The 17,222-nt window shown below is 34.5% G+C and carries 18 protein-coding genes; 14 read left to right on the top strand and 4 right to left on the bottom strand.

The annotated features are described in order from the left end of the window. The first annotated feature begins 12 nt into the window (after positions 1–12). The 4 genes from sufD to sufB all read left to right on the top strand — a co-directional run bounded on the left by sufD (position 13) and on the right by sufB (position 4,476). Positions 13–1,320 (top strand): Fe-S cluster assembly protein SufD, encoded by a 1,308-nt coding sequence (sufD, locus tag SPD48_RS07315; protein WP_336257434.1) that lies wholly within the window; start codon positions 13–15, stop codon positions 1,318–1,320. Further along, the gene (locus SPD48_RS07310; RefSeq protein ID WP_336257433.1) at positions 1,320–2,543 is read left to right on the top strand and encodes a cysteine desulfurase; all 1,224 of its coding nucleotides are present in this window, start codon (positions 1,320–1,322) and stop codon (positions 2,541–2,543) included. The genes sufD and SPD48_RS07310 overlap by 1 nt, the downstream gene beginning before the upstream one ends. Continuing rightward, the gene (gene sufU, locus SPD48_RS07305; protein ID WP_336257432.1) at positions 2,530–2,958 is read left to right on the top strand and encodes a Fe-S cluster assembly sulfur transfer protein SufU; all 429 of its coding nucleotides are present in this window, start codon (positions 2,530–2,532) and stop codon (positions 2,956–2,958) included. Before SPD48_RS07310 ends, sufU begins: the two co-directional genes overlap by 14 nt. Before the next feature lie 120 nt (positions 2,959–3,078). Next, on the top strand, positions 3,079–4,476 hold the full coding sequence (gene sufB, locus SPD48_RS07300) for a Fe-S cluster assembly protein SufB (RefSeq protein WP_336257431.1): 1,398 nt from the start codon (positions 3,079–3,081) through the stop codon (positions 4,474–4,476). 500 nt (positions 4,477–4,976) lie between these two features. On the opposite strand, the gene SPD48_RS07295 is transcribed toward sufB, so the two are convergent. Continuing rightward, positions 4,977–5,528, bottom strand: coding sequence for a DUF3267 domain-containing protein (locus SPD48_RS07295; RefSeq protein ID WP_336257430.1), 552 nt, complete (start codon positions 5,526–5,528; stop codon positions 4,977–4,979). An 802-nt stretch (positions 5,529–6,330) separates the two neighbouring features. Between SPD48_RS07295 and SPD48_RS07290 the strand changes: the two genes are divergently transcribed. The 6 genes from SPD48_RS07290 to SPD48_RS07265 all read left to right on the top strand — a co-directional run bounded on the left by SPD48_RS07290 (position 6,331) and on the right by SPD48_RS07265 (position 11,631). After that, complete coding sequence (locus SPD48_RS07290; protein WP_336257429.1) at positions 6,331–7,158, top strand: sulfite exporter TauE/SafE family protein; 828 nt, start codon at positions 6,331–6,333, stop codon at positions 7,156–7,158. 11 nt (positions 7,159–7,169) lie between these two features. After that, a complete protein-coding gene (locus tag SPD48_RS07285; protein WP_336257428.1) occupies positions 7,170–8,570 on the top strand; it encodes a bifunctional metallophosphatase/5'-nucleotidase in 1,401 nt (466 codons plus the stop codon). Between the two features lie 60 nt (positions 8,571–8,630). Further along, the gene (locus tag SPD48_RS07280; protein WP_336257427.1) at positions 8,631–8,933 is read left to right on the top strand and encodes a YunC family protein; all 303 of its coding nucleotides are present in this window, start codon (positions 8,631–8,633) and stop codon (positions 8,931–8,933) included. Positions 8,934–9,023: 90 nt separating this feature from the next. Then, positions 9,024–9,806 (top strand): sporulation protein YunB, encoded by a 783-nt coding sequence (gene yunB / locus SPD48_RS07275; protein WP_336257426.1) that lies wholly within the window; start codon positions 9,024–9,026, stop codon positions 9,804–9,806. A gap of 139 nt (positions 9,807–9,945) precedes the next feature. Further along, entirely contained in the window at positions 9,946–11,487 is a 1,542-nt protein-coding gene (locus SPD48_RS07270; RefSeq protein WP_336257718.1) for a sodium-dependent transporter, read from the top strand. 39 nt (positions 11,488–11,526) lie between these two features. Next, entirely contained in the window at positions 11,527–11,631 is a 105-nt protein-coding gene (locus tag SPD48_RS07265; protein ID WP_336257425.1) for a methionine/alanine import family NSS transporter small subunit, read from the top strand. Between the two features lie 242 nt (positions 11,632–11,873). On the opposite strand, the gene SPD48_RS07260 is transcribed toward SPD48_RS07265, so the two are convergent. After that, positions 11,874–12,863, bottom strand: coding sequence for a M23 family metallopeptidase (locus SPD48_RS07260; RefSeq protein ID WP_336257424.1), 990 nt, complete (start codon positions 12,861–12,863; stop codon positions 11,874–11,876). Between the two features lie 127 nt (positions 12,864–12,990). On the opposite strand from SPD48_RS07260, the gene SPD48_RS07255 reads away from it, so the two are divergent. Continuing rightward, entirely contained in the window at positions 12,991–13,263 is a 273-nt protein-coding gene (locus SPD48_RS07255) for a YutD family protein (RefSeq protein WP_336257423.1), read from the top strand. A gap of 38 nt (positions 13,264–13,301) precedes the next feature. On the opposite strand, the gene SPD48_RS07250 is transcribed toward SPD48_RS07255, so the two are convergent. Further along, positions 13,302–13,577: a hypothetical protein gene (locus SPD48_RS07250; RefSeq protein ID WP_336257717.1), complete on the bottom strand. Its 276-nt coding sequence runs from the start codon at positions 13,575–13,577 to the stop codon at positions 13,302–13,304. Between the two features lie 82 nt (positions 13,578–13,659). Further along, positions 13,660–15,111, bottom strand: coding sequence for an amidase (locus SPD48_RS07245; protein WP_336257422.1), 1,452 nt, complete (start codon positions 15,109–15,111; stop codon positions 13,660–13,662). Between the two features lie 226 nt (positions 15,112–15,337). Between SPD48_RS07245 and SPD48_RS07240 the strand changes: the two genes are divergently transcribed. From SPD48_RS07240 to SPD48_RS07230, 3 genes are read left to right on the top strand one after another with little or no spacing between them, the layout of a single operon-like run. Further along, positions 15,338–15,778 (top strand): DUF86 domain-containing protein, encoded by a 441-nt coding sequence (locus tag SPD48_RS07240; protein WP_336257421.1) that lies wholly within the window; start codon positions 15,338–15,340, stop codon positions 15,776–15,778. An 11-nt stretch (positions 15,779–15,789) separates the two neighbouring features. Beyond that, complete coding sequence (locus SPD48_RS07235; RefSeq protein WP_336257420.1) at positions 15,790–16,422, top strand: helix-turn-helix transcriptional regulator; 633 nt, start codon at positions 15,790–15,792, stop codon at positions 16,420–16,422. A 27-nt stretch (positions 16,423–16,449) separates the two neighbouring features. Next, a complete protein-coding gene (locus SPD48_RS07230) occupies positions 16,450–17,220 on the top strand; it encodes a TIGR01457 family HAD-type hydrolase (RefSeq protein WP_336257419.1) in 771 nt (256 codons plus the stop codon). Positions 17,221–17,222: the final 2 nt, after the last annotated feature.

Here is a 17,222-nt window from a genome sequence, read left to right as displayed (position 1 = left end):
GGAGATAGTTCAATGACGACAATTACTACGGTTCCATATAATAATGAATATATTGAACAATTTTCTAAAGAAAATAATGAACCAAGTTGGATGACATCTTTACGCTTAAAAGGTTTAGATCTAGCACAATCCCTTGATCTACCTAAACCTGATAAAACGAATATTACAAGATGGAATTTCACCCAATTTAAACATGGAGCAAAGGGAGAAGCGATCTCTGATTTAAAAAATGTTCCTGAAGAATTAAAAGATTTTATTGATGAAGAGAACATACCTGAAAATATTGTGATTTTACGTAACCAATCGGTTGCTTATGCTGCATTAAGTGATGATTTAAAAAATAAAGGTGTTATCTTCACAGATATATTTACTGCTCTTAAGGAACATGGAGAGCTCGTTGAAAAGTATTATATGAAAGATGCAGTTGGTATTGATGAGCATAAGCTAACTGCCTTACATGCAGCTTTAATGAATAGTGGAGTATTTGTATACGTACCAAAAAATGTACAAGTCGATGTACCTTTACAAACATTATTCTGGCAAGAGGATCGTGAAGCAGCTTTATTTAATCATGTAATTGTAGTTGCAGAGGAAAATAGTGAAGTAACATATGTTGAAAACTATATCTCCGATAATGAGTCAGAACAAACAGTATCCAATATTATTACTGAAGTATTTGCACATGATAATGCAAAAGTTTCTTTTGGTGCTGTTGACCATTTTGCAGCTGGAACTACTTCTTATATCAATCGACGTGGAGTGGCTTATAGAGATGCTACAATCGATTGGGCATTAGGTCAGATGAATGAAGGAAATACAGTATCTGAGAACGTTACTAATCTAATTGGTGATAATTCTTCTGTTAATGCAAGAACAGTAACTGTAGGACGCGGGAAACAAACGCAGAACTTTACAGCGAAAACAGTTCACGTCGGGTTAGATACAGACGGACAAATTTCTCAAAGAGGAGTACTTAGCGGTAAAACAACTGCTATCTTTAATGCTATTGGGAAAATTGAAAATGGAGCAACTCGGGCCAATGCAGAGCAAGAATCAAGAGTACTCATGTTAAGTGGAGATGCTCGTGGGGATGCAAACCCAATCTTACTTATTGATGAAGACGATGTAACTGCTGGTCACGCGGCTTCAGTCGGTCGTATAGATGATATGCAACTATACTATCTACAAAGCAGAGGTATTACAAAAGAAGAAGCAGAAAGACTAGTCATTCACGGATTTTTAGCACCGGTTGTTAGTGAACTACCTATCCAAACGATTAAAAATCAGTTGACTCAGTTAATTGAAGGGAAATTAAGCTAATGGATATACGAGCAATTCGTAAACAGTTCCCAATTTTGGATCAGGAAGTGAATGGCCATCCTTTAGTTTATCTTGATTCTTCGGCAACTTCTCAAAAACCAATACCGGTTATTGAAGCGGTAGATAACTATTATCGACTAACGAATTCAAACGTTCATAGAGGTGTTCATACACTCGGATCTCGAGCTACCGACTTATATGAAGGTGCTCGAGAGAAGGTCAGACGTTTTATCAATGCTCGTAGTACAGCAGAAATTATTTTTAACCGAGGAACTACAACAGGAATAAATATGGTTGCGCAAAGTTATGGGCTACAAAATGTTAAAGCCGATGATGAAATTGTTATTACACCGATGGAACACCATAGTAATATAATTCCATGGCAACAAGTAGCTAAAATTACTGGAGCTACTTTAAAATATATTCCATTACAAGAAGATGGAACAGTTTCTATTGAAAATGTGAAAAATACAATTACGGATAAAACGAAAATTGTAGCGATCACCCATTTATCAAACGTACTAGGAACGATAAATCCGGTTAAGGAAATTGCAAAAATCGCTCACGAAAATGGTGCAATCATCGCTGTTGATGGAGCTCAGAGTGCACCACATATGAAAGTGGATGTCCAAGATTTGGATTGTGATTTCTATACTTTTTCTGGGCATAAGATGTGTGCTCCAACTGGAATAGGTGTATTATATGGAAAAGAAGAACTTTTACAACAAATGGAGCCAGTTGAGTTTGGCGGAGAAATGATTGATTTTGTTGAGAAATACGACTCAACATGGAAGGAGCTTCCTTGGAAGTTTGAGGGAGGGACTCCAATTATAGCTGGAGCTATTGGTCTTGGTGCAGCAATTGATTTCCTTACAGATATAGGGATGGATAATATTTTACAACATGATAAAAAATTAGCAAAATATGCACAAGAACGCTTGAATGAAATTGAAGGTCTTACTATTTATGGACCAAAAGATCGTGCAGCACTCGTGACATTTAATTTAGATGATGTCCATCCGCATGATGTGTCGACTGTATTGGATATGGAAGGAATTGCTGTTCGTGCGGGCCACCATTGTGCCCAAGTGTTGATGAAATGGTTAGATGTTTCAGCTACTGCACGTGCGAGTATGTATTTATATAATACGGAAGAAGACATTGATCGTTTAGCCGAAGGTCTGGTGAAAACAAAGGAGTATTTTGGTAATGTCGCATATTAATTTAGACACATTATACCGACAAGTCATCATGGACCATTATAAGCATCCACGAAATCGAGGAACATTTGAAGATGAAACTTTGACGGTTGAGATGAATAATCCTACGTGTGGAGATCGCATTTTCTTACAATTTAAATTAGATGGAGACATTGTTGAAGATGTGAAATTTACAGGTGAAGGATGTTCCATTAGCCTTGCATCTGCTTCGATGATGACTCAAGCAATAAAAGGAAAAAAGATTGATGAAGCACTCGAGATGTCAGAACTTTTTTCAAAAATGATGCTCGGGCAGGATGTTAATGTAGATGATTTTGGGTTAGAAGATATAGAAGCATTACAAGGTGTATCCAATTTTCCAGCGCGAATTAAATGCGCAACGCTTCCTTGGAAAGCGATGGAGAAAGTAAGTAAGTAAAGCAATGGTTAGCACTGGTGCTGTCTTTTATAGTCAGACGGCAGATTAAAAAATTTCCAGTGAGCAGTAAGAGTATTTCTTACTTTCTAACCGCCTAGAAAAACGAAGGAGGTTTTTTACGTGGCGAAAAATATGCCTGATGTTGGCGAGTATAAATATGGGTTCCATGATCGAGATGTGTCGGTATTTCGTACGGAAAGAGGACTAACAAAAAATATTGTTGAAGAAATCTCCCGCATGAAAAATGAACCTGAATGGATGTTAGAAGAACGTTTAAAAGCTTTAGATATATTTTATAAAAAACCAATGCCTCAATGGGGTGGAGACTTATCAGAACTAGATTTTGATGAGATTATCTACTATGTAAAACCATCTGAGAAACAAGGTAGATCTTGGGATGAAGTACCTGAAGAAATTAAACAGACGTTTGATCGATTAGGTATCCCGGAAGCTGAACAAAAGTATTTAGCAGGAGTATCTGCACAGTATGAATCCGAAGTAGTATACCAAAGTCTAGAAAAAGATCTTGCAGAATTAGGTATCATTTTCTCTGATACAGACTCTGCACTTCAAGAACATGAAGAGATTTTTAAAGAGTACTTCGGTAAAGTAGTTCCAGCATCTGATAATAAATTTGCTGCTCTTAACACAGCAGTATGGTCTGGTGGTTCGTTTATTTACGTACCAAAAGGTGTAGAAGCAAAAGCACCTTTACAGGCTTACTTCCGAATTAACTCTGAAAATATGGGGCAATTCGAAAGAACACTTATTATTGTTGATGAAGGTGCATCTGTTCATTATGTAGAAGGATGTACTGCGCCTGTTTATACAACGAATTCACTTCATAGTGCAGTTGTTGAAATCTTTGTTAAAAAGGATGCTACATGCCGTTATACAACAATTCAAAACTGGGCAAACAACGTATATAACCTAGTTACAAAAAGAGCTACATGTGAAGCGAATGCAACAATGGAATGGATCGACGGTAATATGGGATCTAAATTAACGATGAAATATCCATCTATTTTACTTCGTGGAGAAGGTGCACGCGGTGTGACGATTTCTATTGCTTTAGCAGGTAAAGGTCAACACCAAGATGCAGGTGCAAAAATGTATCATTTAGCACCAAACACATCTTCTTCGATTGTTTCAAAATCGATTTCGAAAGATGGAGGAAAAGTATCTTACCGCGGAATCGTTCACTTTGGACGTAAAGCAGATGGAGCTCGTTCAAATATTGAGTGTGATACGCTCATTATGGATAACGAATCTACATCAGATACTATTCCATATAATGAAATTTATAATGATAATATCTCATTGGAACACGAAGCGAAAGTTTCAAAAGTATCAGAAGAACAGTTATTCTACCTTATGAGTAGAGGTTTGGGAGAACAAGAAGCCACTGATATGATCGTAATGGGCTTTATCGAACCATTTACAAGAGAACTTCCAATGGAATATGCGGTTGAAATGAACCGACTCATTTCGTATGAGATGGAAGGAAGCATTGGATAATACCATTAACCCTTGTCACAACAACGTTTGTGGCAAGGGTGTTTTTGGCTATGCCTAATTTGTGCCTAAATGAAATGACTCTCTATGATTTGATGTGATAAGTGAATTATTCAAACATCATATTAAATCAATGTTTTGAGAAATATACTTATGAATTATAAGTATATCAAATCTATTGTAATCCATTCATATCAACATTCTACGTGTTTAAGAAGGGATAAAAATATATGAAAAAAGATTAAAAATGATACTTCTTGAACCAATTTGAACCAACATGATAGATTTTAGTTGAATACAATACTAATTATTAATATTTGACCATAAATTTTACATTAGCGTCAATACACTTATATTATGGTGAAGTCGTCACTGTTTTGTCACTGAAAAAATGGAGTATATTTAAGGTCTTTTGATTATGAAGCTTATTCGAGAACAACACCCGTTAGTTTAAGTGTAACCCTTCACATTGCTTTTAAATTACTGTAATCATTCTTAATAAATCATTGTATTGGTTTATATATTTGAATTGAATCACCATCATCTTTTATACCATATGAACGTGGAAGACCCTTGAGTAAAATTATTGCCTGTAAGTCACCTCTTGAAGCATATAGATTAATTATCCATACAAATATAGTTAGCCAAATTCCCGTTCCTGGAATGATAAAACTTAGCACTACAGAGATAATTCCTAAAATTAGCATTGGTGCTAGTGTAATTAATATGTAAGCATATTTATCAAAAACGGCTTCACTTTTAGCAAATATGAAAGGCCCACTAAAGCCATACTGTGGACTTATTCCACTAAAATATTTCATCAAAATTCCATGTATTAATTCGTGTAAAACAAGATACAACAATATTAATAGAGGGATCACAAGTATTAATAAAGGCATTTTTTTTATTAATTTTAATAATTCGATGAGCGAAACAAAATATTGCCCTACCAAAATACTTATAACAATAAGGCTAAGTATACTTATATTTATTATCTTAGGAATTTTGATTTTCTCCCAGTCCAATGACTTAAATTCTTCGTAGTTTTGATACAAGTTTTTTCCTCCTTAATGTTTCCACGTATACTAATGAATGCCTACTTGTTATAAATTGCTTCAGGAGCAAATTTTATTATTCTGCCAGTTAGTTGAACAAGCTTTGAGAGTTTTATTGAATAAAAACCTCTAATATACAATGAATCCATATTTTATAATACATTAACTCTAATCATCATACCATCACAACCTATATTTATTAAATGACAATTACAAGTATATCCTGAAGAAAAAAACGTAATGTTTCTTTCGTATGAGATAGAAGGTTCAATCGGTTAATAAGTTATATATGGTTGATACTAAATTGTATTAATCCTGTAAAAGATCTGAACTGTGATTTAAATTTCTAATTTGAATCATCGTTCGGACTTATATTTGTTATTGAAGATTTAAAGCGCAGCTTAGACTTATCAAGTAATATGCGCCTTCTTACATAAGATGAATCCGACTGAGTGAACCTCGCGTGTCACTTCGTATCTGTTGAATATACTTAGCGTAGATCGCATGTCACTTCGCATCCACTGAATCGACTCGGCAAACACCTCGCCTGCCCACTATCCTACTTTGCATCCATCCAGTCTAGGTCATACAGCTCGCATAACTCATCATGGACCAATTCGTCAAGCTTCTAATTTAGTAGCTTGACGAATGCAATTGCACTTTTATATTGTTCTTTTCTAATCAGAATCTTGAATAAAAAGAGGATAATCCTTATTAAAATAATTTACTTTTCTAGAAATGTATGCGGACGGGTGTTACTATAGGTACTACAAATATATACAACAAGGATTAGTGATTTGTTTTGATTATTATTATTTTAATATCATTATTGATCGGTTTTATTTCGGCTTTTGTAGGGAGTTTGGTTGGCCTTGGTGGAGGAATTATTTTTGTTCCGGCAATGTTATTTCTGTATGATAATTTTGGAAACTTTTCTTGGGCCACGCCACAAACTATTGTAGGAATCTCTTTAATTACCATGGTGTTTACAGGCTTGTCCTCAACCATCGCTTACTATAAAATAGGCAGAGTTGATGTGAAAACTGGAGTTATTTTCCTAATTGGAAGTTTACCAGGCAGTATTTTTGGGTCTTGGATTAATACGAAGCTAGATATGAATGATTTTTCTTTATACTTTGGAATCTTAATGCTTATTATTTTTGCAATGATGTTAGTGGATCGGAATAAATTATTAAAAAATAAAAAGTTTGAAGTGACAAAAAATACACGAACGTTTGAAATTGATGGAGAAATACATCAATACAATGTAACGTATATTCCAGCATTTATTTTATCGTTTGCGGTCGGTGCATTATCAGGACTATTTGGTATTGGCGGGGGCACAATAAGTGTTCCGGCAATGATCCTCTTTTTTGGTATACCGGTACAAATAGCGATTGCGACTTCTATGTTTATGATCTTTTTTATTAGTTTAATAAGTGCTACAACTCATATCGCCTTAGGCCATATTGTATGGGCATACGTTCTATTTTTTGTAATTGGATCGTATATAGGGGGAACTGTTGGAGCGAAAACGAGCAAATTATTTAAAGGAAAAACGTTGGAATGGATACTACGGATTGTCATCGTAATTGCTGCAATTCGATTAATTATTGAAAGTTTTCACTAGGGAGAAATTAGATGAAGGAACATATTCACTTTTATTACACAAATGATTTACATAGTTATTTTGAACACTGGCCACAAGTAGTTACATTTTTAAAGAAAAAACGTCAAGAGAGTTCTGAACGTCAGGAATCTTCTTGGACAATTGATATAGGTGATCATTTAGACCGTGTACACCCGATTACGGAAGCGACCATGGGCAAAGCAAATGTAAAATTACTAAATGATGCAAGCTATGATCTGGTAACAGTCGGCAATAATGAAGGAATTACGCTCGCTCATGAAGATTTTTATCATCTGTATGATGAAGCAAATTTTGATGTTATTTGTTCAAATCTGCAATGTATATTATCTGAAAACCCATCTTGGTTACATACATCAAAAATAGTTGAATCTCGACATGGAGTAAAAATTGGATTTATCGGCCTTACAGCACCATTTAATCCTTATTATCATTTACTAGGCTGGCATGTAGACTTGGCACATGAAGCAATTGAAAGAGAGCTTATCAAGCTGAAAGGTAAGACTGACATTATTTTGTTGCTATCTCACCTTGGGATAAATGAAGATCAAGAAATAGCAAGGAAATATAATGATATTGATGTCATTATTGGCGGTCATACGCATCATCTCTTACGTACCGGTGAGGTGGTTGATAATACATTATTAACTGCAGGTGGTAAACATTGTGCGTATGTAGGGGAAGTTCGGCTCACTTGGGACCATACTGCGAATAAATTAATTAACAAGGAAGCTTATACAACAAACATTACTCATTTACCAAAAGATGCTAAAACAGAACGAGAAATCGAAACGATGAATGAAAAGGTTGATAAAATTCTTGGAAAAAAAATTATCCGGATAGAAGAACCAATACAAGTCGATTGGTTATCCGAAACTCCAATTATTAAGAGATTGACAGAAAAACTAGTTGAATGGACAAATGCTGACTGTGGTATGTTAAATGCTGGATTATTATTGGATGATTTCGCTGCCGGAGACGTTACATATAAAGATGTACATCGTATTTGTCCTCACCCGATTAATCCTTGTGTTGTATATTTAACAGGTGATGAACTTCTCGAAGTTATTCGCGCTTCGCTTACAGATCAATTTATTAACTTCCAATTAAAAGGTTTTGGGTTTCGTGGGGTTATCATTGGTCGCATGGTGTTTGCAAAATTGGATGTCAAAACAGCGTTTCATGCCAACGGACAAGAATTTGTAAAAGAAGTATATTTTAATGATGCCCCCCTTCAACCTGATAAAAAATATAAATTAGTTACTGCCGATATATTTACGTTTGGAAGACTTCTTCCGGAGATTGCAAAGTCGGAGAAAAAAGATTTATTTCTACCTGAGTTTTTACGTGACCTATTAGTAGAAACACTAAAGGATTACGGACATACTCGATAATAGTGTCAAATCTAATCATTTTGCATACATTATAGTGGTAATATGAGAAGGAGTGATTAGGTGATTACGATTAATCCGGTTGAAATTGAAGGCAATATTTTTACCGCGATCCGCGTAGAATTACCGAAGACTAATCTGTTAATAGTAAGTAATGAGATTGGTTATATTATGTGCGCCGCACTAGATGTTGACATTCTTAATGAAAAATTAAAAGAACGAAAAGTGATCGCTGGGAGAGCAGTGGGTGTAAGAACTATTGATCAATTACTTGATGCCCCTTTAGAACGGATTACAGATGCTTCAAGAGAACATGGATGGGAAGTAGGTATGTTAGGGAAAGAAGCATTATTAAAAATTGCTTAATAAATCATCAACCGAAGACTATTTAAAGCATAAGACAACTAGTCTAACCTCTTTAAAACAATCATATATTGTTTTAGGGAGGTTTTTATTTTGCGACAAAATCAAATGCGAGTTTTTACCCGAAGAAGGTCACCACCTCCAGTTCGTTATTTATTATTACTCACAACAATGATATTTTTAGCCGTCATTATCTTAAGTTTATGGTTAATTGATCGGGGAATAAGGCCGACTTTAATGGATATTGCAAATGAAAAAACTATTGAATTTGCAACAAGAACGATTAATTCAGCCGTAAAATCAACTGAAAATATAAGTTTTGATGATCTGGTTGATATTCAAATGGATAATAACGGAAATGTTGCTACATTAGGTTGGGATGCAGATGCGGTAAATCGAGCGTTACGAACGACTACCGAAAGAGCAGAGTATTTCTTATATGGGATGAACAAAGGCCAACAGATAGATGTAAATGATCCAGATTTACAACCAATCGAGTTTGGAGATTCAGTTGGAGATTTGGCTGCAAAAGATCCTACAGTAGTAGAAATACCTTTAGGTCAAGCGACTGGGAATACCGTATTAGCAAACTTAGGACCGAAAATACCTGTCCATTTTGAAATAATTGGTAGTCTACGTTCTGATGTTGTTCATGAAGTAAAAGAATTTGGAGTTAATGCTGCCTTAGTTGAAATATATATTCCAGTAGATGTAAATATTAAAATTGTTGTGCCTTTCTCAACAGCGACTGCTGAAGTTAGTACAAATGTGTTTATTGATTCAAGAGTGATTATGGGCGATGTCCCGGAATTTTATAATGCTGGAGATTCAGGTGGACCTTCTATTTCTGTTCCAAGAAAGCCAAAAACCGAATAATTAATGTAACTAATTTAAATTGATAGAAAATAAAATGTATTTTGACATAAATATAAACTATTGCTATAATATTAACAATTAATGACAGGGATTTTTTGTATATTAAAATGCCTGTCTACCATAAAGGGGGAAGTAAATGATGGAAGGACGTTCACAATGGGGGACGAGAGCCGGATTCGTATTGGCCGCAATTGGTTCAGCAGTTGGATTAGGAAATATTTGGCGTTTCCCGGCAGTTGCTTATGAGAACGGTGGGGGAGCATTTTTTATTCCTTATCTTTTCGCGTTATTAACCGCTGGAATTCCTATTTTAATTATGGAATTTACAATGGGACATAAATATCGCGGTTCCGCACCACTCACGTATCGTCGTATGACCAAAAAAGCAGAAGGAATTGGTTGGTGGGCAGTAGCCGTAGCCTTTGTAATTGCTACTTATTACTCAGTAATTATTGCCTGGGCAATATCGTACTCATATTTTTCAATTAATTTATCGTGGGGCGAGGATACAGAAGGATTTTTATTTGGAGATTATTTACATCTTGCTGACGTTCCAGGACAAATGGGCAGCCTCGTACCTGGTGTATTCTTCCCGTTGATCATTGTATGGATCATTGTGCTTGGTGTACTTATACGTGGAGTTAAACGTGGAATTGAAATCGCTAACAGAATAATGATACCAACTCTAGTAATCGTTTTTCTAATCGTTGTTATTCGTGCAGTTACATTACCTGGAGCATTAACAGGATTAGATGCATTTTTTAAACCAGACTTTACTCAAATTTTATCCCCACATGTTTGGGTAGCTGCATATGGTCAAATATTCTTTAGTTTATCGATTGCATTCGCTATCATGATTACTTATTCAAGTTACTTACCTAAAAAATCGGACATAACAAATAATGCTTTTATTACTGGATTTAGTAACTCAGGTTTTGAGTTGTTAGCTGGTATTGGAGTTTTCGCAATCCTAGGATTTATGGCGACTTCACAAGGCGTAGGTATTGATGAAGTTGTTGCAGGTGGAGTAGGGTTAGCATTTGTCGTATTCCCGGCAATTATCAATGAGTTTCCGGCCTTTAATGAGTTTTTCGGTTTACTATTTTTCTTATCACTCGTATTGGCAGGACTGACCTCGTTAATTTCAATTGTTGAAACGTTTGTTGCCGGAGTTGCAGAGAAATTTAATATTTCTAGAACAAAATCAGTACTATTTGGAGGGGGGCTAGCGGCAATCCTCTCGATAATTTTTGCAACCCAAGGTGGATTATATTTCTTAGACGCTGCAGATTATTTTATTAACCAATTTGGAGTCGCTGCATTAGGTTTAGTAGAAGTCATCTTAATTGCATGGATTTTACGTAAACTAGGCTTATTTAAGAACCATGCAAACGAGATCTCGGATATTAAACTTGGTTCGTGGTGGACGATTAGTTTAGCCGTTATTACTCCAATAGTACTTGGCTGGATGATGATCGACTTATTGAGATTAAACATAATGAGAGGTTTCGATACAGAAACGGGTAACTATGAAGGTTATTCAAATATGTTTATTATGTGGGGCGGTTGGGCAGTTGCCATAGGAGCCCTTGTAATTGGTATTGTTTTCTCGCTTATCAAATGGAGATCAAATACGAGCGCCAAGGAAGAAACGGAGGACATTAGTAACGTTAATAACTAACATGAAATGTAAAATTTAACCTTGAGGAAGGTGAAAATGATGAGCGCTAGTGCACTTATTATGATGGTAATCGGTATCGTCATTATATGGGGAGGCCTTGTCGCCAGTATCGTAAATGCTGTTAATAAGGCAAAAGGAAGATAATCTGGGTGGATTTGTGAATATAGGTACTAAATAATGAGAATGGTTTTTATTATCATTTTGTGATAATAAAAACCATTTTTTATGAATTCAATTTTTCTATCTCAACGATAAAAAACTAAAGCAGCTGGAACATAAGAAACCGTATAGTTCGACTTTTCTTTGATGAAAATCTTAGCCTCATAGTAAGCTTGATACTTCATAAAGTGAAACATTGAAATAATTTTACTTTTCTTATTTATAAATTAGTTGCTTTTTTTATCTAAAGACATTCTTTCCCATCTTTTCAAATATGGATATGGATCAAATGACCATTCATTCCTCCCATTATCCTGATACATTCCATAATGTAAATGAGGAGGAAATTTTCCAGAAGTACCAGGGGGCCCATAACCGCTGGAACCAACACTACCTAAAACATCTCCTGGTTTCACAATATCTCCAACTTGTATTTCATCATTGTAACCATTAAGATGAGCATAATAATGATAAATATTAAAAATATCCCGTATTCCAATTCGCCATCCGCCATATAAATTCCATCCTTTTAGTTCAACAACACCGTATGTGGTCGATTTTACAGGAGTACCGTAATTGGCAAAAATGTCAGTACCTTCATGAATACGTCTACCCCCAAAACCTCTACCAGCTCCCCAAGTACTGCGATAAGTATAATTATGGTCTATTGCTACAGGAAAATCACGATCTTTCAATTCAATTGATTGAAAATGTTTAAATACTTTTGCGTTATTCGTAATCGTTTTAACGGATAAATCTCTTTTGTAATGGTCCCATAAACTGATCTTTATATCTTCATCTGATAAGCCGTTTTTCTTTAGTAATATGGCAGTAGTATATAAAATATCTTCTGGATTGTTAGGATCAGCTTTTCCATCACCGTTTCCATCTTTTCCTATACCGTTAAATAATTCAATATATTCGATATTGTTTATTTGTTGGCTATTACCTAACCCATACCACAATTCTTTTGGGAAATTTATGGAGACTAGAGGATCTTCGCGTGACTTTGCTAAATCAATATTTCGTTCATATTGGTCCATAGCAGCTAAGTAATACCATGGAACAAGTGATATTGCCTCTGTTTTTTTATAAAGCGCAAATCGTTCTGGATATTTGTTTTCTTTCTCAGCTGCAAGTATATGTAAATATGTGAAAGAATTGATTACAATAAGTAAAATAGATAATACACATAAAAGCCGATATGTTAGTTGCAACATAGTAACTCCTTTATAATCTAATTAAAAACTTATGTTTTATTGTGGAATAAATTTTGTTTTTCATACATGTTAAATTTCTGTTAAATATGATAAACTAAAACGTATAAACAGCGAGGAGATTAAAATGATTGAATTAAATGGAAAAAAATACGAATTAATTAAAAATATAAAAGATGGTTTTCAAGAAGAAGCAGTTAATGAACGTTATGCAGATGTTTTAAAGAAATATGATTTTATTGTCGGCGATTGGGGATATAACCAATTAAGGTTAAAAGGATTTTATAGTGAAGAAAATGCAAAAGCATCATTCGATACTAAAATTAATACATTAGATGATTATATTTACGAGTATTGTAATTTTGGTTGTGCATATTTCGTTTTAAAAAAGGTCGATTAAAAAAGCGCGATTAGTTTACTACTAACCGCGCATACCACTCATTCATCATGTAGAGGATGTGACCCAGGTGCCCGACGTGGTAAATCGTCGTGCTGTTCTTGGTCGGGAAAGACAAAAGCACTTGAACGCTGTTGCCCTTTTTCCCATTCCGTTGATTTACTTTCTACTTTTGTATGTTTATGAATTGGAGACCCAAATGCTCCTTCAGGAAACTCTTCAGGAATCAAAATGTCATGTTGTTGTTCTACGTTTGATATCTCAGAAAATCGATTATCATATTTTTCGTTGTCTTTTTCTTTCTGCATTTCCATCATCCTTTCCAAGGTTATTGTCTCCTATTAACGAAGATGTATAAGGGTAAAAGTGATGGAATTTTGTTACAGAAATGATTGATCATCAATCATAAATAGTGCTTCTAATATACCCGCCAAACTTACTTTCCAGTAATTTTCCTAATTTAAATATGGCATGTTCATTTTCATTTCTACTCATAATTTGAATACCAATAGGCAAATGTTTTTCGTCGAATCCAATCGGGATAGTTAGAGATGGTAGGCCCCAAACATTAGCGTACGCAATATAAGGCATATATTCTGTATATGTTTTTTTTATTGAGAAAATTTCTTTAAATAAGTCCCCATGTTTTAAGGCACTGCAATGATAAACTGGGAATATGAGCAAGCGATTTTTTAAGTAACTATTTAAAGCTCTGTCTCCCTCTTCGATAAATGCCTCTATCTCTTTCTTTCTCTTTTTGGACGGTTTAAATAGATTAGCACCAAGTAGAGCCCAAGACAAATACAGATGGACAGGAGTTTTTTTCGTCATTTTTTCTTGCATATAAGACTTCCAAATATTAGGGCGATCACTATTAAATGCTAAATCCCTAATTTCTTTCCCTCCATCAATAGACATTATTTCTTGCCAAATAGTAGCACTATCATTGAAATAAGGAGGAATGGATATATTTGTTTGATAAAAATCTTTTAGATACTCACTGATTTTATCCATAAAGAGTGCAGTTTGTTTAGAGAGAGGAAAGCCATTGTCATTAGGTAATATTTCTATTTGCATTTTTTCATAAAAAGCTTTTTTCTCTTTCTTTTCTTTTATTATTTCATAAACTAATTGAACGTCACGGACCGTTTTTCCAATCGGACCTATACTGGACATTCTTGTTTTTAAAGGAATATTATCAGGTGGAAAATGACCTTCAGAGGAAACTTGAAATTTTCCAGGTTTAAATCCAACTACTCCGTTAAAATGGCTTGGAAATCGAATAGAGCCTCCAATGTCTGAGCTCATGCCGACAGGAGTCCCTCCAACCCCAATAAGAGCTGCTTCACCACCACTTGAGCCACCAGCAGTGCGTTTCTTATTCCAAGCATTATTCGTTCTTCCATACAGTTTATTGTCCGTTTCATGGCAAAAACAAAGGGATGGAGTGTTTGTTTTACATAAGATAATTGCACCAGCTCGTTTTAATTTATGTACTACATCGGAATCTGTTGACATAATTAAATCTTTTCTATGTACAATTCCACCAGTCGTTTTCATACCTTTAACGTGTAATGATTCTTTAATACTAAGTGGAACTCCGTATAGCGGTTGAAGATCCCAATTAACGGAATCAATTTCTTTATCTTTTTGTTTGGCCTCTTTCTTTGCCTCACTAAATCGATCTTCAATAACTGCATTTAATGCAGGATTCACTTTCTGTATATGATCGATTAAGATTGAAGTAACTTCTTCACTAGTTACTTGTTTTGCCTTAATTAGCTCAGCAATTTCAGTAGCGTCCAGATTTATCAAATTATTCTTTACTTTTAGATTAATTACTTTAGACATACCACTCATCCTTTCGAAAGTAGACCATATATCAATTATATCATGGAAGGTGTTGAAATCTACTGTTTACGCGTTCTCTTAATGATTTGGTAATAAATTATTAACATAATGATTGGCTTCACTCAAAAGGGAAATAAAGTGAATCGTTACTTGCAATCTAATTATTTAGAACTATATATATTTATGGTATGATAAAGGGAGAATGGCTTAAGTGAGGGATTATTAAATGTACTTTGTTAATCGAAGTGAAATTGAAGAAATTATTTCACATATGGATACACTCTTACAAGAAATAAAAGATAAACAATATTCTACCTTGATAGAAAAATTAGGGTTGGAACGATTAGTCCATGTTGTTATTGAATCAATAATTGATGTAGGAAATCTTATGATCGATGGTTTTATTATGAGAGATCCAGGCAGTTATCATGATATTGTCGATATATTAATCGATGAAAAAGTGTTACCAGAGGAAGAAGAGAAAAATTATAAGGCAATTATTGATCTAAGACAAATAATCGTTCAAAATTATTTATCTGTAGATCATGAAGATATTAAAAATGTGTTGTTTTCGAATATAGATATATTTAAAAAGTTTAGTTCTCATATTCGGACGTATCTGGATAATGAGCTGGGAGTTGCGAATGCATTTGCCAATGAGCCCTAGGAGGGAATCTCATGAATAAAAGAGCGACGACAAAAGAAAAAGTTCTACAAATATTAAAAAAAGACAATGAGATATCCATTAAAAACATAGTGGACTATTTTACTATTTCTGAAGTTGCAGTCAGACGCCATTTAAATGATCTGATTAGGCAAGGTTTCGTAAAAGAAAGATTGGTTAAACAAAATATTGGTCGTCCTTATTATTTATATAGTTTGACTGGCAAGGGACACGACACTTTTCCAAATCAATATGAAGAGTTACCAATGGAATTATTAGAAGATTTGGAGGAATTACAAGGTAAAGAGGCTGTGTCTGAGTTATTACTACAAAGAAAAAAACGAGAGGAAAAAGAGCTTCTCCATCGTTTAACTACCAATAATTTTGATGAAAAAATTAATGACATGATTGCTGTTCTAGAAGAGAAAGGCTATATGCTGGAGTACGAAAAAACAGCAGCTGGTGACTACGAAATTAGAAACTTCAATTGCCCCATTTATAACTTAGCTTCAAACTATGTAGAAATTTGTAAAAATGAGAAAGATATTTATAAAGGGCTATTTCCTAACAGCGACGTTATTTCTACATCTTGTATGACAAAAGGCGGAAAATATTGCTGTTGGAAAGTTACGAAGCCTGAAAATTAAAAATTTAGCCAGTTGTTGGAGGTTTAAATGAATTATAAAGGATATCTAATTGATTTAGATGGAACAATCTTTCGTGGAAATGAACTAATTGATGGAGCGAAAGAGTTTATAGACTACTTAATTGAACGAAACTATCCATACTTATTTATTACAAATAATGCGACATATACGATAGAAATGATCTTAAAAAAACTAAATGGGTTGGGAATTAAAGCTGATGAAGAAAATATACTGACTTCAGCAATGGCCACTGCCCAATATATTAAGGAAAAAAACAAGCAAGCGCATTGTTATGTTATCGGAGAAACAGGTTTAATACATGCATTGGAAAATGAAGATTTAATCGTAACTGATGTCAATTGTGATTATGTAATTGTAGGATTGGATCGAAAAGTAACTTACGATAAGCTCGCAAAAGCTTGTCTTCTCGTACGAGATGGGGCACAATTTATACTAACTAATAAGGATGCCGCGATTCCAACGGAGATAGGCCTATTACCAGGAAATGGCTCGATTGGAGCTGTTATTTCTTATAGCACAGGAGTAGAACCTGTTTGTATTGGTAAACCAGAGTCAATTATAATGGAAGAGGCGATTAAGAAAATCGGTATAAGTAATAAGGAGCTGCTCATGATAGGGGATAATTATCATACAGATATACAAGCGGGTATAAACGCACAAATAGACACGTTAATGGTATTGACTGGATACAGTACAAAAGAAGATTTACAAGTCGTAGAGGTGCAACCAACTTATGTGATGGAAGACTTAAAGTCGTGGTTATTTGAAAAAGCTTAAGA

Source organism: Pseudogracilibacillus sp. SE30717A (assembly GCF_037071985.1).
Classification (GTDB): domain Bacteria; phylum Bacillota; class Bacilli; order Bacillales; family Amphibacillaceae; genus Pseudogracilibacillus.
The sequence above is the reverse complement of the archived record's forward strand: the minus strand, read 5'-3'. Positions and strand labels throughout refer to the sequence as shown.